Raw genomic sequence first — 17,813 nt, forward strand, 5'->3', positions numbered from 1 at the left:
GGACAGGGCGGACGGCGTGCACCTGTCGCCGTCCTCGGGCTACTTGAAGCGGCGGCCCTCGTCGCGGCGGTAGGCGGTCACCGCGAGGACCGCGAACAGGGCGGTCCAGCCGAGCAGCACGGGCCAGGCGAGGGCGTAGACCTCCTCGCCGGTGAGCGCTCCGACGAGGAGGTCCCGGGCGGCCCGGGTCGGGGTCGCCTGGGAGATCGTCGCGAGCCACGGCGGGAAGAACATCGGCGGCATGAACAGCCCGCCGGCAAAGGCCAACGGGAACAGGATGACCTGAACCACCGGCAGCGCGGCCTTGGCGGTGAGCGAATACCCGATCGCCATCCCCAGCAGGACGAACGGCACCGAGACGACGAGCAGGATCCCGACCCCGGAGACCAGCTGCCGGGCCGTCACGCTCGCCTCGGTGAACAGCCACCCGATGAGCACCAGCGGCACCACGCCGAAGAGCGAGAAGACCGCGCCGTTGAGCACCCGGGCGACCATCCGCGGCGTCGGCCCGGCCGGCAGGGAGCGCAGGAACGGGTCGAAGGGCAGTGCGCGGTCCTCCGCGACACCCAGCCCGTAGGTGAACAGGCTCGCGGAGCAGATCGCGAACATCCCCAGCGACGCCACGGCCATGGTCGCCAGGACCGGGTCCCCCGCAACCTCCTCCTGCGGCACGACGAAGAAGAACATCGCCAGCGCCGGGAACAGCAGGTTCCCCAGCACCGCGATGGGCACCCGGACCGTCTCCAGGAACTGGTACTTCAGGTGCAGCCAGGCCAGCCGCGTGCCCGACGGCGCGCCTGAGCGAGCAGGTCGGGCAGGTCGCGTGGTCGGTGGGGTCTGTGGGATCGGTGAGACGCTCATCGCGCACCTGCCTCGGGGTCGGTCGCCGGCCGGACCGGCGTGGGCGGAGGTCTCAGCAGGTCGCCCGGCTGGTGGGTGACCATCTCCTGGAAGGCTTCCTCGAGGGTGGCCCCGCGGACCTCGAGCCCGTGGAAGCCCAGCCCGGAGGTGACGAGCGCGCGGACGAGCGCGTCGGCGTCGGGCGTGAAGAGCTCGTAGCGGTCGCCGGTCCGGGTCGCGCGGACCACCCCAGGGAGCCGGGTGGGCACGGCGTCGGGCGCTGGGAGGTCGGGGCTGTGCAGGACGACGCGGCGCAGACCGACCTGTTGGAGGATGTCCGCCATGGTGTCGTCCGCACGGACCACGCCCTCGTCGATGATGACGACCCGGTGCGCGAGCGCCTGGACCTCCTCGAGGTAGTGGCTGGTCAGCAGCACCGTGCCGCCCTCGGCGTGGTACTGGCGGATCGCCGACCACAGGGCCTGGCGGCCTCCGACGTCGAGCCCCGTCGTCGGCTCGTCGAGGAGGATCACCGACGGCCGCCCGACCAGGGAGAGCGCGACGGCGAGGCGGCGCTTCTGGCCGCCGGACATCCCGCCGGTCTGGCGGCCGGCGAGGTCGGTGAGGCCGAACTGCTCGAGCAGCTCGCCCGTGGGCACGGGGTCGGTGTAGTGGCCGGCGACGAAGTCGACGACCTCGCGGACCTTGAGGGTCGCGGGCAGGCCGGTCTCCTGCGGAGTCAGTCCCAGGGTGGCGCGCGCGGCGGTGAGCCGCGGGTCCTGGCCGCACAGCCGCACCGTCCCGCTGTCCGGCCTGCGCTGACCGGACACGAGGGAGAGCAAGGTGGACTTCCCGGCGCCGTTGGGGCCGAGGATACCCACGAGCTCACCGGCATCGATGTCGAGGGAGACGTCGCGGAGGGCGACGACGTCGTTGAAGCGGCGGGTCACCCCGGCGAGGGAGACCACGGGTGCGGTGGGGGCAGCGGGGGCGGTGGGGGCGGGCATCAGGTGGCGCCTCTCAGGAGGGCGGTCAGGGCGGCGGAGTAGGTCTCGAAGGCGAGCCGTCCGTGCGGGGAGAGCTCGACGTAGGTGGCGGGTCTGCGGCCCTCGTGGGTCTTGGAGACGAGGACGTATTCGGCGTCCTCGAGCCTGGCCAGGTGGGTGGAGAGGTTCCCGGCTGTCATCTCGAGCAGCTCCTGGAGCCGCGGGAAGGCGATCCGGTCCCCGGCGCGCAGCGTCGCAAGGACCACGACCACCCGGAGCCGGGACTGTGCGTGGATCACGGGGTCGAGCTGGTCGGTGCTCATGAAGCCCTCTAGTTTGCGGAACAAACTACTCTGCCAGTCTCACACCGTCGTTCCCCGGCCACAAGCCCCACCCTGCGCCCTGCCGTGCCTTCCGGTCCGGCGCCCGGTCCGGCGCCCAGTCCGGCGCCCGGTCCGGCGCCCGGTCCGGCGCCCCAGACTGCACCACCTGACCTGATCCGTCCGGCCAGGTCGTCCATTCCGCACGGGGTCGTCCATCTGGATAGACGATCCCGCGCCAAACAGACGAGCCAGGCGAGCTCAGGGAGCGGGCCGGGCCGGCGCGGGCCTGCGCGGGCCCGGCATGCGGACAGGTGCGGCTGTCGGAGTCCAGCCGGCTGGGCGGGCGAGGTTCGACCACCCCGGCAGGTCGTCTGTTTGGCGCGGCATCGTCCATCTGGATGGACGACCTGGAGCGGAATAGACGACCCAGTCGGGAGGGCGAGCGGAGGGCGAGCGGAGGGCGAGCGGAGGGCGGGCGGAGGGCGAGCGGAGGGCGGACGGAGGGCGAGCGGAGGGCGGGCGGAGGGCGGACCGAGGAGCGGGTGGAGGGGCGGGCCCGGGTGGAAGGCGGGCTAGGGTGGGCGGGTGACTTTCTCTGGTGCTCTCCTGGTCCCCGCGCGTGCCCGACTCGCCACTGGCACGCTGGTCGTCGCGCTGATCACAGCCGTGCTGATGGCCGTCGGGGTGTCCTGGGTGCTCCTGGCTACCCCGGCCGCCGCGCACGACGCCCTCGTCTCGAGCGACCCGGCCGACGGCGCTCAGCTCGCCACCAGCCCGACCCAGGTCACGCTCACCTTCAACAACGACCTCTCCGAGATCGGCGGGCAGGTCGTCGTGACTGACTCCACCGGCGTCGCGGTCACCTCGGGCGCACCGGCCGTCGTTGGTCCGACCGCCACGCTCGCCCTCCCCGACCCGCTCGCCAACGGTGCGTACACCGTCACCTGGCGGGCGGTGTCCTCCGACAGCCACCCGATCGAGGGCACCTTCGCCTTCACGGTGGCCGACCCCGCTGCCGAGGTGGCCGAAGCTGAGGCTGCCGCAGCAGCGGCCGCCGAGGCGGAGGCCGCAGCAGCGGAGGCAGCCGCGGCGACCACCCCGGCCGACGAGACCGCCACCGCGGAGCCGACGACCGACGAGACACCCACCCCGATCAAGGCGACCGAGCCGGCTCCGGAGCAGGACGGACTGCCGTGGGCCGGGATCATCATCGGCGCCCTCCTCGGGCTCGCGGCCGGGATCGCCATCACGATCATCTCGAAGCGCCGCGGTCGCAAGGACTGACCGTCCTGCTATAACCAGAGGATGACCGACGCCGCGCCGCCCGCACCGCCCGACAGGCCCGTCGGATCCGCGACCCGACCCGTCGCGCCCGCGACCCAGGCCACCGATCCCGCAGCAAGCCCGACGACCGTGGCCCCGCTGACCCGGTACGAGCGGCGGCGGATCGGGGTGGAGATCTGGATCCTGCTCGGACTGAGCCTCGGCCGGTCCGGGGTGTACGCGGTCGTGAACATCATCGGCCGGCTCACCGCGGGGCCGTCGCTGAGCGACCAGTCCGCCACGCTCAACGCGAGCCAGTCGCCGCGCCCGCTGCTCGACCTCACCTACCAGGTGCTCTCGATCGGCTTCGCGCTCATGCCGGTCGCCCTCGCCCTCTATCTGCTCTCCGCCCGAGGCAAGGGCACGCTCCGCAGGATCGGGCTGGACGCCGCCAGCCCCGTGCGCGACATGGGCTACGGCGTCGCGCTGGCGGCCGTGATCGGCATCCCCGGCCTGGGCCTCTACGTCACCGGCCGAGCGATCGGCATCACCGTGGAGGTGCAGGCCGCAGCGTTGGACTCGCACTGGTGGACCATCCCGATCCTCGTGGTCGCAGCCCTGCAGAACGGGCTGCTCGAGGAGATCATCGTCGTGGCCTACCTCACCGAGCGTCTTGAGGACCTGCGGTGGGGTGCGGTGAAGATCATCGTGGCGAGCTCGCTGCTGCGCGGGTCGTACCACCTCTACCAGGGGTACGGCCCGTTCCTGGGCAACGTCGTCATGGGGGTCCTCTTCGCCTGGTTCTACCAGTCGCGATGGGGCCGACGCCGCGTCATGCCCCTGATCATCGCGCACACCATCCTCGACGTGGTCGCCTTCGTGGGCTACACGGTCATGCCGGACTCCTGGCGGAGCGCGCTCGGCTTCACCTGACCGGTCCGGGAGCGTCCCTGTCCTCGGGGTCGCCTTCCTCCACGAACGGCGGGGCGTCCGGCTGGGCGACCGGCTGGGAGGGCGGCATCACCGGCGGCATCACGACCCCCGGTGTGTCGGGGAAGGCGAGCGCGGAACGCTCGTCGTCGAGCGCCTGGTCATAGGCTGCGACGGGGGCTGCGGACCGGGCCTCATCGTCAGAGTCCTCGAGCACCACCACCCCGTTCTTGGCGTGCGCCTTCGCGGCCTTGCGCTCGTCGGACCGGGTCACGGCGGACTGCCGGGCGGCTTCGCGGCGGTCGCCGACCCCGGACACCACGAGGCTCTGGCCGGCGAGCGCCCGGTCGATCTCCTGGGCGACCCACCGCATGGAGAAGGTCGACACGATGTGCACCGCACCCAGGACGAAGGCGTAGAGGCCGAACACCACGACCACCAGGTCGAGGATGCTCCCGGCGGTCTGGGCACGAGTGACGAGCATGACCCCGAAGAGGGCCGAGATCAGCCCGGTGGTCAGCAGCCACGACCACCCCAGGTCGCGGTTGCGGAGCAGGGAGACCCCACCGATGATCGCCACGACCCCGAGCACCAGGGCCCAGACGATGAGCACGTAGAAGAGCACGAGGGCAGTGCTGCCCGGCCAGGTGATGATCACCACGGCGAACGCCGCATCGACGCCGCCCTGGACGAGCCACCACTTCCAGCCGACCTGGTCGCGGTTGAGCACCCCTTGCGCCGCGGCGAGGATCCCGTCGAGCAGCAGGAAGGCGCTGAACAGGTAGATGAGGTTCTGCAGGCCGCTCAACGGCTCGACCAGCAGCAGCACACCGAGGGCGAGCAGCGCGAGCCCGCGCAGCAGAGGCATCCGCCACATGTTCCGCGACACCTTCACCGCCGAGTCCCCAGCAGGGGCTCCCCCAGCCGGCGTGGACCCCTGCCCTGCAGCTTCCGGTGACGGCGACCCGCCACCCCCGTTGCCGTTCGTTCCGATTCTCCTGCTCGTACCCTGCGCCATCGTCCACCCCGTCTGAACCGTGCGCGGGTGGTCTCCGCGCTCCCGGCCATCCTAGGTTCGCCCGCCCGCCGTCGCCCAGGCAGGGTCGCCCGCCCACGGTCGCCCAGCCAGCGGTTACGCATCTGTGACCGACTCGCCAAGCCCACCTTGGGCACCAGCGGACCACACCTCTAGAATCACAGTCATGTCCAACGTCCCACGCACCACCGCGGCGGTGCACGACGTCGGCTCCTACCACTTCTCCGGATCCCAGTCACCCGTCCTGGCCGCCGGTGGCCTCGGGGTGACGCCGGGCGCCGAGACGCCCCCCAAGGTGCTCGTCGTCGACACCCCGCTGGACCGGGTGCGCCAGCCCCGCGACCTGCTCGCGCTCGTGCTCGCCGGTCTCGGCGCGATCCTCGTCCTCGTGCTCGCGGTCTATGCGCACGGCACGACCGAGGGTGTGCAGTCGGACGTGCAGAACTTCTCCTCGATCCTGGCGCGGGTGCTGTTCCTGCCGGTCGCTGTGCTCGAGGGCCTGGTCACCCTCGTGGTGCCGGTCGCCGTCCTCACCGAGATCGCCCTGCGGCGGATGGGCCGCCAGGTGGTCGAGTGCATCGCGGGCCTCGTCGTCGGCCTCGCGCTGGCAGCCCTGGCGACCTGGGCCATCGTCACGTGGGGTTCTCAGGACCTCATCGACGGCATGTCGGTGCCGATCCGCGGCGTCCTCACGCTGACCATCCCCGGCTACGTGGCCGGCATCACCGGCCTGCTCACCGCCTCCGGGCCGCGGACCCGACGCCGCACCGTCGGCTACTCCTGGAACCTGCTGTGGGTGTCCCTCGGGGTCGTCCTCATCACCGGCCAGGTCTCCCTGCCCGGTGTGCTCTTCACCCTGCTGCTGGGTCGGGTGTCCGGGCTCGCCGTGCGATATGCCGCCGGGGTGCAGAGCGAGCGCGCCTACGGCGTCGCCCTCGTCGCCGCGGTCCGGCGCGCCGGATTCTTCCCCGTCGCGCTCGTGCGGGTCCGCGACGTCGCCGACGAGATGACGCAGGCCGCAGCCGCGGTCTCGGTCGTGCCGCCGTCCGCCCAGGACCTGCTGACCGCCTCCGACCTGGCCGCCTCCGACCTCGCCTCCGTGCCGTCCACCCTGGCCATCACCCGCGCCTCCGACAACCGTGTCTACGCCCTGTCCCAGGTCGACGGGCCCCGCCTCGACGTCGTCGTGCTCGACGGCGACCGCCAGGTCATCGGCATCCTCACCCGGATGTGGCGGTCCCTGCGCATGCGCGGGATCGACGGCCGGTCCGCGATCTCGTTGCGCGCCGTCGCCGAGCGCGCAGCGCTGCTCGCCTATGCGGCCCAGGCCGCCGGGGTGCGCACCCCCACCCTCGAGGGCATCGCGGAAGCCGACGACTCCATGCTGCTCATCCAGCAGCACGCGGTGGGCTGCCGCCCGCTGCGTGACATCCCCGACGAGCAGCTCAGCGACGCGGTCCTGCGCGACGCCTGGGCCCAGCTCGAGATCGCGCATGCGGCCGGGCTGGCGCACCGGTCCCTGACGTCGGACGTGCTCCTGCTGGGCACCGGCGAGACCGGGGACCCCGAGGTCTGGCTGACCGGCTGGGAGTCCGGCGACGTCGCGTCCTCGTCGCTGGCCCGCCGGGTCGACCTCACCCAGATGCTCGCGCTGCTCGCGCTGCGGGTCGGCGCGGACCGCGCCGTCGCCTCGGCGCTCACCGTGCACTCCGCCGAGCACGTCGGCGCGATCGGCCCGCTGCTGCAGGTCGTCGCGCTGCCCGCGAGCACCCGCGAGCAGGTCCGCACGCAGAAAGAGGTGATCACCGAGCTGCGCAGGGCGCTGGTCGCCCAGCTGCCCGAGGTCGACGTCGAGCCGATCCGCCTGATCCGCTTCGGTGCCCGCACCATCATCACCCTCGTCCTGACGATCGTCGCCATCTCCGTGGTGGTCACCACGATCAACTTCACCGAGATCAAGGACGCTGTCGTCAGCGCGGAGCCGTGGTGGGTGGCCGTCTCCTTCGTCCTCGGCCTGCTCACCTGGGTCGGCGCCGCGATCACCTTCGTCGCCTTCTCCCCGGTCAAGCTGTCGGTGGTCCGGGCGACCCTGGTCCAGGCTGCCTCCTCCTTCGTCGCGCTCGCCGCCCCGGCCGGGATCGGCCCGGCGGCGCTCAACCTGCGGATGCTCACCCGGCGGGGCGTCGCGACGTCGCTCGCGGTCGCCACGGTCGCCCTCGTCCAGGTCTCCCAGTTCATCGTGACCGTGCTGCTGCTCGTGCTGCTGTCGGTGGTGACCCGGGACGGCGGGGTGCTGCGCAGCCTGCCGTCGGCCACGGTGCTCGCGGCCGTGGTGATCCTCGGGCTCGTGGTCGCCTCGGCGTTCGTGGTGCCGTGGGTGCGCCGGTGGGTGCGGTCCAAGATCGAGCCCCTCTACAAGCAGGTCTGGCCCCGGCTCTCGGAGATCCTCGGTGAGCCCTGGCGGTTCGCCGTCGGGCTGACCGGGAACGCCGTGATGACCCTGGGGTACGTGTTCGCCTTCGACGCCGCCCTGGCGGCCTTCGGGCAGAACGTCTCGCTGATCGACGTCGCGGTCGTCTTCCTCATCGGCAACACCGCCGGAGCGATGGTCCCGACGCCCGGCGGCCTCGGTGCGATCGAGTTCGCGCTGGTCACCGGCCTGACGACGACCGCAGGGGTGCCCGGTCCGATCGCGACCTCAGCGGTGATCCTCTTCCGCGTCGTGACGTTCTGGTGCCGCATCCCGCTCGGCTGGCTGGCCATGCGCTACCTGCAGAACCAGGGGGACCTCTAGCCGATCGTCCAGCGGCGCCCCGTCCGCAGGCCGGTCCGGCCCGACCGGCCCGTCCGGGGCAAGGTGCGCGGTCGCCGCGAGGGAGTCGTGGGCGCCGACGGTGACCGCCGCGATCGCCGTCGTGATCGGGATCGCCAGCACCAGGCCGATCGACCCGACGAGCGTGCGTACGACCTCCTCGGCGATCTCCCCCGAGGTGAGCGTCTCCCCCAGGCTCATGTTGATCATCGACACCATGAGCAGCATCGGCAGCGCGGCACCGAGGTAGGCGAAGGCGATCGTGTAGACGGTCGAGGCGATGTGGTCGCGGCCGATCCGCATGCTGCGGCTGAACAGCTCGTACCGGCTCATCCCCGGGCTCACCGCACGCAGCTCCCACACGGCCGAGGCCTGGGTGATGGTCACGTCGTTGAGCACACCGAGCCCGGCCAGCACGATCCCGCAGAGCACGATCCCGCGGATGTTCACCTCCGGGGCGTAGGCGGGGAGCATGAGGGAGTACTCGTCGGCGAGCCCGGCGATGTTCGCGGCGTCGACCGCCCACCCCGCGAGCAGGGCAGTGATCACCAGACCGATCAGCGTGCCCAGCAGCGCGGTCGAGGTCCGCGCGTTGAAGCCGTGCGCGAGGTAGAGCACCACGAACATGACGGTCGTGGAGGTCAGCAGGGCGACGGCGATCGCGTTGGTCCCCACGAGCAGGGCGGGGAGAGTGAAGGCCACCACGACCCCGAAGGAGATGCCCAGCCCGGCGAGGGCAGCCAGCCCGCGCCAGCGGGCGACCGCCAGCACCACTCCGGCGTAGGCGATCGCGAGGAAGCCGATCGGGACGCCGCGGACGAAGTCCATGAACACGTACTCGCTGCCCGACGCCGCCGCCTGCGGGATGTGCAGGATCTTCAGCCGGTCCCCCATCCCCACGCCGGTCTCCATGTACTCCGGCGGCATGTGGACGGAGATCAGCTCGTCGGTGTCGTCGAGCAGGACAGGGACGAGGTTGGTCTCCTCGAGGGGCCCGACGACCGTGCCGTAGACCTTGCCCGCCGTGTCCGCCGTCGTGTCGATGCTGCCGCGCGCCGGGGCGTCGTGGGGCCAGAAGAGGAAGAGTCCGACGACGGTGGCGAGCAGGGCCGGCACGAGCAGGGCGGCGAGGATGAGACGCACCCGGGGCGACGAGCGCGGCGCCGGGCCGTGGGAGTGTGCGTGGGAGTGTGCGTGAGCGCCGCCGTCGGCAGCGCGATGGGCGGGCCGGCGGGTGGGCTGGGGTCCTGCTCGGTGTGCACTCACCCGGCGATCCTGCCAGACGCCGAAGGCCCGGCCAAGAAGCAGACGCTCCCCGGACCGGGCCTTCCAGGCCGACCTCGCCCAGGGCGGAGGTCAGCCACACATCACTTGGCGGAGACAGCCTTCTTGAGGAGGCTTCCAGCCGAGATCTTCACGCCGAAGCCAGCGGGGATCTGGATCTCCTCGCCGGTGCGGGGGTTGCGGCCGGTACGAGCGGCGCGCTCGACGCGCTCGACGGAGAGCAGGCCGGTGACCTTGACGGCCTCGCCGTTGCTCAGCGACTCGATGAGAACTTCCTGCAGGGCCGAGAGAGCAGAGTCAGCGTCGGTCTTGGTCAGACCGGACTTGCCGGCGATAGCCGAGACGAGGTCAGTGCGGTTGAGCGACATGCGGATCCCTTCTTCGGTCCGGGCCGATCAGCGGTCGCTGACCAGCACCAGACGTACTTTGCCAGTCATGTGACCGGTCTTCGTGGACAACACTAGGTAATCATTCGCTGTCACGGCGCCATTTCGGCCGTTTCGGTTTCTCTCAACGCTGAAAAGGGTGAATTTTCGTCGTTCTGGGGCCTCATCCACGTGGAACCGGGTCATCTCGCGGCGGTGTGCGGGGCAGTGCCGGTGTCGGCGACACTTGAGTCATGTCTGACACACCGGAGCTCGACGCTCTGTTCCGGAGCCTGGACGGCCTGGGCCGGTTCCCCGGCACCGAGGGCCCTGCGCTGCCCGCCGTCGACGGGGTGGACCGGTTGCTGCTCACCGAAGCCTTCGAGGACCTGTCCCTCGACCCGGGCATAGACCCGGGAGCTGCCGGCAGCGTCGTCGTGCTCGACGACGCCTTCGGCGCCCTCACCGTGGGTGCCCTCAGCTGCGCCCTCGGCGCGGCCGACCCGGCCCGCGTCGTCGTGCACCAGGACTGGATCACCGCCGAGCGCGCGCTCGAGGTCAACGCCGAGCGGTTGGGCCTCACCGACACCTACACCCGCCACGACGCGCTGCTCGGGCTCGACGCCGCGCTGCTGGGACAGGCGCGGGTGGTCCTGCTCCGGCTGCCCAAGAGCCTGGACACGCTGACCGAGCAGGTGCAGGCCATCGCCCGGCACGCCCCGGCGGACGTCACGGTCTACGCGGGCGGGCGGGTCAAGCACCTGACCCGTGGGATGAACGAGGTGCTCAGCCGCTCCTTCGGTGACGTCCGGGCGAGCCTGGGCCGGCACAAGTCCCGGGTGCTGATCGCCCGCTCACCGCTGCCGTCCGCCCGCACGGAGGAACCTGCCTTCCCGCGGCGCGCGCACCTCGGGGAGATCGACCTCGAGGTGGTGGCCCACGGCGGGGTGTTCGCCGGGACCCGGCTCGACCTCGGGACCCGGTACCTGCTGAGCTTCCTCGACCAGATGGCCCCCGACGCCGCCGGGGCGATCGACGTGGGGTGCGGGACCGGGATCCTGGCGACCAGCCTGGCCCGGGCCCGGCCCGGCCTGCACGTCCTGGCGAGCGACCAGTCAGCGGCCGCCGTCGCCTCGACGCGCGAGACCGCGCGGGCGAACGGGGTCGAGGGCGCCGTCACGGTGCTCCGCGACGACGCCCTGTCCACCCTCCCCGACGACTCGGCCGACCTCGTGGTCTGCAACCCGCCTTTCCACTCCGGCACGGCCCTGCACACCGATGCCGCGCACCGGATGTTCGACGCCGCCGCCCGCGTGCTGCGACCGGGAGGTGAGCTGTGGACGGTGTACAACTCCCACCTCGTCTACAAGCGCGACCTGAGCCGCGTCGTCGGGCCGACCGAGATGATGGGGCAGAACCCGAAGTTCACCGTGACCCGGACGATCACCCGCGCCTGAGGGGGAGCGACGCCGGGTCGATGAGCCCACGGTGCACGGCCCGTGCGAGCCGGCGCGGGACCGTCACCACGATCCCGTCGACGCGGACAGGGACGAGCGCGACCGGCACGGCCTTCCACTGCGCGCGCCGGGAGCGGGTGTTCGAGCGGGACATCTTCCGCTTGGGGACCGCCATCAGCCCTGCCGTCCTTTCCACTTCGGGTTCTTCTTGTTGATGACGAAGAGCACGCCGCGGCGGCGCACGACGATCGACCCGTCCTTGTTCTTCAGCGAGCGCAACGAGGCGCGGACCTTCATGGCTGAGGCTCCCCTGCTGCGGCCGCAGCCGACTGGGCGGCGGTCGAACCGTAGCGGCGTCGGAACTTCTCGACGCGACCTGCGGTGTCCACCACCCGCGCGCTGCCGGTGTAGAAGGGGTGACTGGCGCTGGAGACCTCGACGTCGACGACCGGGTAGGTGCCGCCGTCCTCCCAGACGATCGTCGCGGCGGGGGTAGCCGTGGACCGGGTGAGGAAGGCAAAGCCGGCTGAGGCGTCGCGGAAGACGACCGGGTGGTAGGCGGGATGGATTCCGTGCTTCATGGGGTGCTCCTGGGTGGGAGTGGGACTGTCGGTGCGGGGGGCGCGAGCACCGCCGTCACCAGCTGGACTTGGTGACGCCGGGCAGCTCGCCCCGGTGCGCCATCTCGCGCAGCCGGATCCGGGAGAGGCCGAACTTGCGGATGACGGCGCGTGGCCGGCCGTCGACCACGTCGCGGTTGCGCAGCCGGGTCCGGCTCGCGTCGCGAGGCTGCGCGGCCAGCTCGGAGACGGCGGCGCGGCGTTCGTCGGGCGCTGTGCCCGGGGCGGCGATGAGGGCCTTGAGCTCAGCCCGCCGCGCGGCGTAGCGCTCGACGACGACGCGGCGCTGGGAGTCGCGGGCGACCATGGACTTCTTGGCCATGTCAGCGCTCCTCGCGGAAGTCGACGTGGGCACGGACCACGGGGTCGTACTTGGTGAGGACGAGCCGGTCGGGGGTCGTGCGGCGGTTCTTGGTCGTGACATAGGTGAACCCGGTCCCCGCGGTCGAGCGGAGCTTGATGACGGGACGCAGGTCGACATGCTTGCTTGCCATGGTGGTCTCCTAGATCTTCTCGCCGCGGGCGAGGATCCTCGCCACGACGACCTCGATGCCGAGCTTGTCGATGGTCTTGAGCCCCCGGGCGCTGACCCGCAGGGTCACGGTGCGCCCCAGGGACGCCACCCGGAAGCGCTTCTTCTGGATGTTGGGGTTGAAGCGGCGCTTGGTGCGCACATGGGAGTGGGAGATCGTGTGCCCGAATCCGGGCTGGGTGCCAAGGACCTGGCAGACGGCTGACATGAGGGTTCCTTCGGTCGGAGGTGCCGACTATACGTATTGATAATCATTCTCGTCAAGGGATAGAGTGCGCATGTCGGCCCGGCGACGGGACCGCCCACCTCGACCCGAACCAGAGAGCCGCCCACCATGCCCCCGACCACGCCCCCCACCGTCCCTCTCTCCCTGCTCACCACGATCGACCCGCTCCTGCGGTCGACCGCGATCTTCGCCGTGCTCGTCGACTCCCCGCGCACGGTGGTGCTGCGCCACGACATCGACCACGAGGGCGGCCGGCTCCACCGGGTCGTCCTCGACCACTCCGGGGTCGTCGAGGACGAGCTCCTCGACCTCGAGCACGCCTGCCTCAGCTGCGCCGTCCGCGAAGACGCTCTGCCCACCCTGCGCCGCCTGGCCACCGACGGCCGGTGGGACGACGTCGTGCTGGCGCTGCCCGTCTCGGCCGACTCGCTCCCGGTGACCACCGCCCTCGACGCGGCCACCCGGCCGCGGGCCGAGCTCGCGATGATGCATCTGGCCACGGTGATGACCGCGGTGGACATCGCCGCGGCCGAGGAGGACCTGCTCGGCATCGACTCCGTCGCCGAGCGCGGGATCAGCCTCATGCCCGACGACGAGCGCGCCGTCGGCGAGGTGCTCGCCGGCCACCTCGCGCACGCCGACCTGGTGGTCACCAGCTCCGGCGGCAGCACCGTCCCCAGCCTGCGCACCCGGTGCGGGACGGAGCTGGTCGACCATCTGCGCGCGCACGACTCCCGGCGCATCGACGGCCTGCACGAGCTCAGCGCCTCTCACCTGAGCGCCGGGCACCACGACGCCCGCGCGGCCCAGCGGCGCTGCAACCCCCTGCACGCCCACGCCGCGACGCACGAGGGTGCCCACGCCTGGACCCTCGAGCTCACCTCGCCCCGTCCCCTGCACCCCGAACGCCTCCTCGAATGCATCGAGGAGCTCGGGACCGGGCGGGTGCGCAGCCGCGGTGTGTTCTGGGTGCCGACCCGACCCGACTCGATCTGCCAGTGGGACGGCGCCGGCGGGCAGCTCTACATCGGCGAGCTCGGCGTGTGGGCCGGGCAGCGGCCGCTGACCCGGCTCGTCTTCACCGGCGTCGCCCGTGGTGAGCGCGCCCACCTGCGCGAGGTCTTCGACGCCGTGCTGGCGACCGAGGACGAGATGGCCGGCGGCGGGCTCGCCTGGCTGGGGCACGAGGACGTGCTCGCCCCGTGGCTGGGTGAGCGCGCGGCGTCAGACGAGTGAGCCGGCCCGGCGTGCGGCTCAGCGCGAGGTGTGTGCCTCGAGGAAGGCGAGCGTGCCGTCCAGGGCCTCCTGGCCGGCTCGGGTCGAGAGGTCGAACTGATACTCGTGCCTGAGCGGGCTCTCCGGCTGCTCCGGGAACATCCCGGTCGCCTCCACGCCCAGCTCGACCAGCCGGACGAGGAAGGCCTTGCCCATGACCGTGAGCCCGTCCCCGTCTCCGCCGGTGAGGTAGGCGGCCGGGAAGTCACCCGTCACGTGGTTGACCACCGAGGCGGTGTCGAAGGACACGTCGTCGCGGAAGTTCCTCTTCCCGGTGTACGCCCACAGCACGGTCCGGATGAACCACCCGAACGCCCCGTCGACGCGGGCCATGGCCACGTCGTAGGGGCCGCAGTGCAGCACGACGCCCGCGAGCGCAGCGGGCCGGATCGACGGGGCGATCCCCATGCGCTGCGCATAGCCGGGGCTGGTGACGAGCGCAGCGACCTGGGCAGAGATCTGCGCGCCGGCGGAGTCCCCGGCGAGGACGATCTGGGTGGGATCGACGTGCAGCGCCGCGGCGTTGGCGGTGAGGTACCCGAGAGCCGCGTCGAGCTGGACCACAGGGGTGGGGTACCGCGCCTCGGGGGCGGTCGTGTAGTCGATCGCGACGACGGTGTATCCGTGTCCGGCCAGGATCTGGGCGTAGCTCGACAGGTGGTCCTTGGCACCCGAGACCCACCCGCCGCCGTGCGTCCACACGATCGTGGGGAGCGCCTCGCCGTCGGCGAGGGAGGACGGGAAGTAGACGTCGAGGACGGCGTCGGAGTCCTCGGCGCGGTAGGACACGTCACGGAGGGCGCCCACGCCGTCGGGCACGCGGTCCGCGAGCGCAGCGTCGGCCAGCCGCCCGCCCTTGTCGAAGGCGGTGCGGATGACCAGCGCCGAGGGCCATGGGCTCATCCGGAGCGCGACCCAGGTCGCAGCACCGACGACCACGGCGCCACCCGCCGCCCAGACCAGGGCACGGGCCAGCGGGGGGCGCGGGCGCGGGTGCGGGCGCGAGCGCGGGACCGCCACGGACGCAGGGGCGGGCGGCGCGGAGCAGACTGGCGGGGTCGCAGGCTGCACAGGCATGGACACGAGTCTAGGGACCGCTCCTCGCACCGCCTCCGGGGGCGGGTGAACAGTGCCGCGACCGGCCACTATCCAGGGATCGTTCGCTAAGATCGACAACGACGAACACCAGACCGCGCTCCTTGAGAAGGGCTGACTTGACGGCTCTCGACCCTTCGCCCCACACCCCGGGCACCGCAGGCTTGCCCCGAATCCCGACCCATCTCGTGGACCGCGCCCGGGTCCGCGTCGCGCTCGACGCCGGTGACGGGATCGTCGTGCTGCTCGCGCCGCGTGGCTACGGCAAGTCCGCCCTGGTAGCGGACTGGCTCGAGTCGAGCGAGCGCGACGCCGTCTGGCACTCTGTCGCGCAGGGCGAGACTGCGGACGAGTTCTGGAGAGCGCTGCTGGCGACCCTCGACCCGGATGTCGTCCTCAACCCCGGCGACCCGCAGAGCGCCGACGCGCTGGCCCAGGTCAGCCTCGTCCTGGTCAACCGCCGCGCGCCGCTCGTGGTGGTCATCGACCACTTCGAGCGCCTGCAGGTGCCCGCGGTGGCCTACCGGCTCGCCGAGATCCTCGAGCGCGCGACGGCAGTCTCCCTCGTCGTCTGCACGCACCCGGTCCCCGACCCCACGATCCTGGCCGGCCTCAGCGTCGACGCCATCACCGTCCGCGCTGACGACCTCGCCCTGACACCGAGCGAGGTCACCACCCTCGCCCGATCGCTGGCCAGCCCACTGTCCGAGGCCAGCCTCACCGAGATCCACGAGGGTCTGTGGGGCTGGCCGGCACCGACCCGCGCCCTGCTCGCCATGAGCGCCAGCTGGACCGACACCGACACCATCGACTGGGGCGCGCTCGTCCTCTACCTCGAGGAGATCCGCGCCATGCTCTCTGGGGAAGCCACTGACTTCCTCTTCACGACCCGCATCCTCGACCACCTCACCGCAGATCTCGCCGAGCAGCTCACCGGGAACCCGCACGCCGCACGGCTGCTCGCGGCGGCCGAGAGCGCCGGGATCGCCCGGTCCGAGAGCACCGGCGGTGAACGCGTCTACCGCTATCTCCCAGCCCTCAGCAAGGCCCTCGACGCCCAAGGTCAGTCTGCTGTCGACGACCCGACCCGCCCGGTCACCCTCGACGCGACCGCGCACCTGCGAGCCGCCGAGGTGCTGCAGGACAGGCCCGAGGCGGCCATCCAGCACCTGGCCGCCGCCCAGGACTGGGAGAAGGTCCTCGAGGTCACCAACAAGAACTGGGTGGAGCTGATCGTCCACCACCCGGGCAAGCTCCAGGCAGCACTGGCCAACCTGCCAGGACGCTTCCTCCACGCGATGCCGCGCCTGATCATGGCGCGGGATGTGCTCCTCCACGCGCGCCTCGACTCCGTCACGGCCCACCCGATCGAGTGGCCCGAGCCCGGGGTCCGGCTCACCGACTCCCAGCTCTTCGACCTGGCCGGGGTGGCGGTGGGCCACATCATCTCGCTCCGCGTCGCCTTCCAGTACCGCGCGGCCGCCGAGCTCGCCGACCGGGTCACCGCCATCGCCCGCGACGACGACGGACAGTGGCGCGCCGTGCTGGTCGACACGCTCCCCTTCCTGCTCATCCAGACCGGCGTCACGCACCTGGCCGCCGGGAACCTCACCCGGGCCTACGACGACCTCCTCCAATGCCTGCAGATGGGGCGGGGGGCCACGTTGGAGTTCCTGTCCCGCAACGCCTGCGAGTTCCTCGCGCTGATCGACGCGCTGCGCGGCGACATCACCTCGTGCCGATACCGGCTCGGGGTGGCCGAGACCCTGGCCAGGACCCCGCTGCCGATGCGCAAGTTCGTCGACCCCGTCGCCCCCATGGTCGAGGCTCTCCTCGCGGTCTACCGGCTGGACCTCGCCGGCGCCGACGCCCATCTCGCCGTCCTCCCCACGGTGTCCAGCACCGAGCGGCTGCGGCTCACCCCGTGGTTCGTCCTGGACATGATGCACGCCATGATCCGCAGCCTGCGCGGCGACGACGACGGGGCCCAGGCCGTGCTCGACGGCGCCTTCCACGACGGCAGCGCCCGGGTCACGGCGGACTCCTTCGCCGGTCGTGTCCTGCTGGCGACCCTCGTCGCACTGACCATCGACGCGGGCAACCCGACCCGCGCCCGCAACCTGCTGGCCGCGCGCCCGACGACCGCGAGCTCCCCGAGCGCCCGCGCGCACCTTGCGCTGCGCGCGGGCGACACCCATGACGCTGTCGCGATCATCACCAGCGGGCTGTGGCGGACCGGGGCCAACACCTCCGAGCGCGTCAACCTGCACCTGGCCGACATGCACATCCGGCACTCCGTCGGCCAGCGCGGCGCCGCAGCCGCCGCTGTGCGGCGCGCGCTCGAGGTCGCGTCCCCCGACCTGCTCTATCCCTTCGCGACGGCCGACCGCGCCGTCCTGGTCGACCTGTCCGACGACGTCGCGCAGCTCAGAACCGTCCTGGCCCGGATCGACGCGGCGGGCATCGCGGAGCGACCGACCGAGCACGAGCCCCTGGTCGACCTGTCCGAGCGGGAGCTCGCCGTGCTCGGCGAGCTCGAGGAGACTTCGTCCATCGAGCTCGTCGCACGGCACCTGTTCGTCTCGGTCAACACCGTCAAGAGCCAGATCCGGTCGCTGTACCGCAAGCTCGGGGTCAACAGCCGTGAGAGCGCGCTCGCGGAGGCCTACCGGCTGGGGTTCCTCGGGCTCGTCCCCCGCTGATGCTCCGGCGTCCGGCGCTGCTGCACGCCCGAGACCAGACGACAGCGGGTGCGACCGGTCCGGTCGC

General features: G+C 71.9%; 19 protein-coding genes. 6 read left to right on the plus strand and 13 right to left on the minus strand.

Going from position 1 to position 17,813, the window contains the following annotated elements:
• Positions 1 to 39: 39 nt before the first annotated feature.
• Genes ACWA15_RS17915 through ACWA15_RS17925 form a run of 3 tightly spaced genes read right to left on the minus strand, consistent with a single transcriptional unit; the run spans position 40 to position 2,149 of the window.
• Positions 40 to 861, minus strand: a complete 822-nt coding sequence (locus ACWA15_RS17915) for an ABC transporter permease (RefSeq protein WP_464056989.1) — start codon at positions 859 to 861, stop codon at positions 40 to 42.
• On the minus strand, positions 858 to 1,847 hold the full coding sequence (locus ACWA15_RS17920; protein ID WP_464056990.1) for an ABC transporter ATP-binding protein: 990 nt from the start codon (positions 1,845 to 1,847) through the stop codon (positions 858 to 860). Before ACWA15_RS17920 ends, ACWA15_RS17915 begins: the two co-directional genes overlap by 4 nt.
• Complete coding sequence (locus ACWA15_RS17925; RefSeq protein WP_464056991.1) at positions 1,847 to 2,149, minus strand: transcriptional regulator; 303 nt, start codon at positions 2,147 to 2,149, stop codon at positions 1,847 to 1,849. The genes ACWA15_RS17920 and ACWA15_RS17925 overlap by 1 nt, the downstream gene beginning before the upstream one ends.
• 585 nt (positions 2,150 to 2,734) lie before the next feature.
• Here ACWA15_RS17925 and ACWA15_RS17930 point away from each other — a divergent pair.
• The gene (locus ACWA15_RS17930; protein ID WP_464056993.1) at positions 2,735 to 3,433 is read left to right on the plus strand and encodes a copper resistance CopC family protein; all 699 of its coding nucleotides are present in this window, start codon (positions 2,735 to 2,737) and stop codon (positions 3,431 to 3,433) included.
• Between the two features lie 21 nt (positions 3,434 to 3,454).
• Entirely contained in the window at positions 3,455 to 4,345 is an 891-nt protein-coding gene (locus ACWA15_RS17935; RefSeq protein ID WP_464056994.1) for a CPBP family intramembrane glutamic endopeptidase, read from the plus strand.
• Here ACWA15_RS17935 and ACWA15_RS17940 read toward each other — a convergent pair.
• Positions 4,338 to 5,219, minus strand: a complete 882-nt coding sequence (locus ACWA15_RS17940) for an HdeD family acid-resistance protein (RefSeq protein ID WP_464056996.1) — start codon at positions 5,217 to 5,219, stop codon at positions 4,338 to 4,340. The genes ACWA15_RS17935 and ACWA15_RS17940 overlap by 8 nt on opposite strands.
• A 325-nt stretch (positions 5,220 to 5,544) precedes the next feature.
• Between ACWA15_RS17940 and ACWA15_RS17945 the strand changes: the two genes are divergently transcribed.
• On the plus strand, positions 5,545 to 8,172 hold the full coding sequence (locus ACWA15_RS17945; RefSeq protein ID WP_464056998.1) for a lysylphosphatidylglycerol synthase transmembrane domain-containing protein: 2,628 nt from the start codon (positions 5,545 to 5,547) through the stop codon (positions 8,170 to 8,172).
• Here ACWA15_RS17945 and ACWA15_RS17950 read toward each other — a convergent pair.
• Together ACWA15_RS17950 and ACWA15_RS17955 are read right to left on the minus strand one after the other, a co-directional pair.
• Positions 8,077 to 9,456 carry a YibE/F family protein gene (locus tag ACWA15_RS17950; RefSeq protein WP_464056999.1) on the minus strand — a complete coding sequence of 460 codons (1,380 nt, stop codon included), beginning with the start codon at positions 9,454 to 9,456 and terminating at the stop codon, positions 8,077 to 8,079. The genes ACWA15_RS17945 and ACWA15_RS17950 overlap by 96 nt on opposite strands.
• A 101-nt stretch (positions 9,457 to 9,557) precedes the next feature.
• Positions 9,558 to 9,842, minus strand: coding sequence for an HU family DNA-binding protein (locus tag ACWA15_RS17955; RefSeq protein ID WP_464057001.1), 285 nt, complete (start codon positions 9,840 to 9,842; stop codon positions 9,558 to 9,560).
• A 251-nt stretch (positions 9,843 to 10,093) separates the two neighbouring features.
• On the opposite strand from ACWA15_RS17955, the gene ACWA15_RS17960 reads away from it, so the two are divergent.
• A complete protein-coding gene (locus tag ACWA15_RS17960) occupies positions 10,094 to 11,296 on the plus strand; it encodes a class I SAM-dependent methyltransferase (RefSeq protein ID WP_464057003.1) in 1,203 nt (400 codons plus the stop codon).
• Here ACWA15_RS17960 and rpmF read toward each other — a convergent pair.
• From rpmF to rpmB, 6 genes are read right to left on the minus strand one after another with little or no spacing between them, the layout of a single operon-like run.
• The gene (gene rpmF / locus ACWA15_RS17965) at positions 11,283 to 11,471 is read right to left on the minus strand and encodes a 50S ribosomal protein L32 (RefSeq protein WP_464057004.1); all 189 of its coding nucleotides are present in this window, start codon (positions 11,469 to 11,471) and stop codon (positions 11,283 to 11,285) included. The two genes, ACWA15_RS17960 and rpmF, sit on opposite strands and share 14 nt — an antisense overlap.
• Complete coding sequence (gene rpmJ, locus ACWA15_RS17970; RefSeq protein WP_464057005.1) at positions 11,471 to 11,593, minus strand: 50S ribosomal protein L36; 123 nt, start codon at positions 11,591 to 11,593, stop codon at positions 11,471 to 11,473. The genes rpmF and rpmJ overlap by 1 nt, the downstream gene beginning before the upstream one ends.
• The gene (locus ACWA15_RS17975; protein ID WP_464057007.1) at positions 11,590 to 11,877 is read right to left on the minus strand and encodes a type B 50S ribosomal protein L31; all 288 of its coding nucleotides are present in this window, start codon (positions 11,875 to 11,877) and stop codon (positions 11,590 to 11,592) included. The genes rpmJ and ACWA15_RS17975 overlap by 4 nt, the downstream gene beginning before the upstream one ends.
• A gap of 55 nt (positions 11,878 to 11,932) precedes the next feature.
• Positions 11,933 to 12,238, minus strand: coding sequence for a 30S ribosomal protein S14 (gene rpsN, locus ACWA15_RS17980; RefSeq protein WP_464057008.1), 306 nt, complete (start codon positions 12,236 to 12,238; stop codon positions 11,933 to 11,935).
• A 1-nt stretch (position 12,239) separates the two neighbouring features.
• Positions 12,240 to 12,410, minus strand: coding sequence for a 50S ribosomal protein L33 (gene rpmG, locus ACWA15_RS17985; protein ID WP_464057010.1), 171 nt, complete (start codon positions 12,408 to 12,410; stop codon positions 12,240 to 12,242).
• A 9-nt stretch (positions 12,411 to 12,419) separates the two neighbouring features.
• Positions 12,420 to 12,656, minus strand: a complete 237-nt coding sequence (gene rpmB / locus ACWA15_RS17990; RefSeq protein ID WP_464057011.1) for a 50S ribosomal protein L28 — start codon at positions 12,654 to 12,656, stop codon at positions 12,420 to 12,422.
• Between the two features lie 126 nt (positions 12,657 to 12,782).
• Here rpmB and ACWA15_RS17995 point away from each other — a divergent pair, with 126 nt between their 5' ends.
• Complete coding sequence (locus ACWA15_RS17995; protein WP_464057012.1) at positions 12,783 to 13,910, plus strand: CobW family GTP-binding protein; 1,128 nt, start codon at positions 12,783 to 12,785, stop codon at positions 13,908 to 13,910.
• 18 nt (positions 13,911 to 13,928) lie between these two features.
• On the opposite strand, the gene ACWA15_RS18000 is transcribed toward ACWA15_RS17995, so the two are convergent.
• Positions 13,929 to 15,026, minus strand: coding sequence for an alpha/beta hydrolase (locus ACWA15_RS18000; RefSeq protein WP_464057014.1), 1,098 nt, complete (start codon positions 15,024 to 15,026; stop codon positions 13,929 to 13,931).
• Between the two features lie 206 nt (positions 15,027 to 15,232).
• Between ACWA15_RS18000 and ACWA15_RS18005 the strand changes: the two genes are divergently transcribed.
• Positions 15,233 to 17,746 (plus strand): LuxR C-terminal-related transcriptional regulator, encoded by a 2,514-nt coding sequence (locus ACWA15_RS18005; RefSeq protein ID WP_464057015.1) that lies wholly within the window; start codon positions 15,233 to 15,235, stop codon positions 17,744 to 17,746.
• Positions 17,747 to 17,813 lie beyond the last annotated feature (67 nt).

Source organism: Sanguibacter sp. TS_SC_8, assembly GCF_055361235.1.

Excerpts from the sequence above, each read along its gene's own strand:
- ACWA15_RS17915 (WP_464056989.1), bottom strand. The coding sequence starts at position 861 with ATGAGCGTCTCACCGATCCCACAGACCCCACCGACCACGCGACCTGCC.
- ACWA15_RS17920 (WP_464056990.1), bottom strand. The coding sequence starts at position 1,847 with ATGCCCGCCCCCACCGCCCCCGCTGCCCCCACCGCACCCGTGGTCTCC.
- ACWA15_RS17925 (WP_464056991.1), bottom strand. The coding sequence starts at position 2,149 with ATGAGCACCGACCAGCTCGACCCCGTGATCCACGCACAGTCCCGGCTC.
- ACWA15_RS17935 (WP_464056994.1), top strand. The coding sequence starts at position 3,455 with ATGACCGACGCCGCGCCGCCCGCACCGCCCGACAGGCCCGTCGGATCC.
- ACWA15_RS17940 (WP_464056996.1), bottom strand. The coding sequence starts at position 5,219 with ATGTGGCGGATGCCTCTGCTGCGCGGGCTCGCGCTGCTCGCCCTCGGT.
- ACWA15_RS17945 (WP_464056998.1), top strand. The coding sequence starts at position 5,545 with ATGTCCAACGTCCCACGCACCACCGCGGCGGTGCACGACGTCGGCTCC.
- ACWA15_RS17955 (WP_464057001.1), bottom strand. The coding sequence starts at position 9,842 with ATGTCGCTCAACCGCACTGACCTCGTCTCGGCTATCGCCGGCAAGTCC.
- ACWA15_RS17960 (WP_464057003.1), top strand. The coding sequence starts at position 10,094 with ATGTCTGACACACCGGAGCTCGACGCTCTGTTCCGGAGCCTGGACGGC.
- rpmF (WP_464057004.1), bottom strand. The coding sequence starts at position 11,471 with ATGGCGGTCCCCAAGCGGAAGATGTCCCGCTCGAACACCCGCTCCCGG.
- rpmJ (WP_464057005.1), bottom strand. The coding sequence starts at position 11,593 with ATGAAGGTCCGCGCCTCGTTGCGCTCGCTGAAGAACAAGGACGGGTCG.
- ACWA15_RS17975 (WP_464057007.1), bottom strand. The coding sequence starts at position 11,877 with ATGAAGCACGGAATCCATCCCGCCTACCACCCGGTCGTCTTCCGCGAC.
- rpsN (WP_464057008.1), bottom strand. The coding sequence starts at position 12,238 with ATGGCCAAGAAGTCCATGGTCGCCCGCGACTCCCAGCGCCGCGTCGTC.
- rpmG (WP_464057010.1), bottom strand. The coding sequence starts at position 12,410 with ATGGCAAGCAAGCATGTCGACCTGCGTCCCGTCATCAAGCTCCGCTCG.
- rpmB (WP_464057011.1), bottom strand. The coding sequence starts at position 12,656 with ATGTCAGCCGTCTGCCAGGTCCTTGGCACCCAGCCCGGATTCGGGCAC.
- ACWA15_RS17995 (WP_464057012.1), top strand. The coding sequence starts at position 12,783 with ATGCCCCCGACCACGCCCCCCACCGTCCCTCTCTCCCTGCTCACCACG.
- ACWA15_RS18000 (WP_464057014.1), bottom strand. The coding sequence starts at position 15,026 with ATGCCTGTGCAGCCTGCGACCCCGCCAGTCTGCTCCGCGCCGCCCGCC.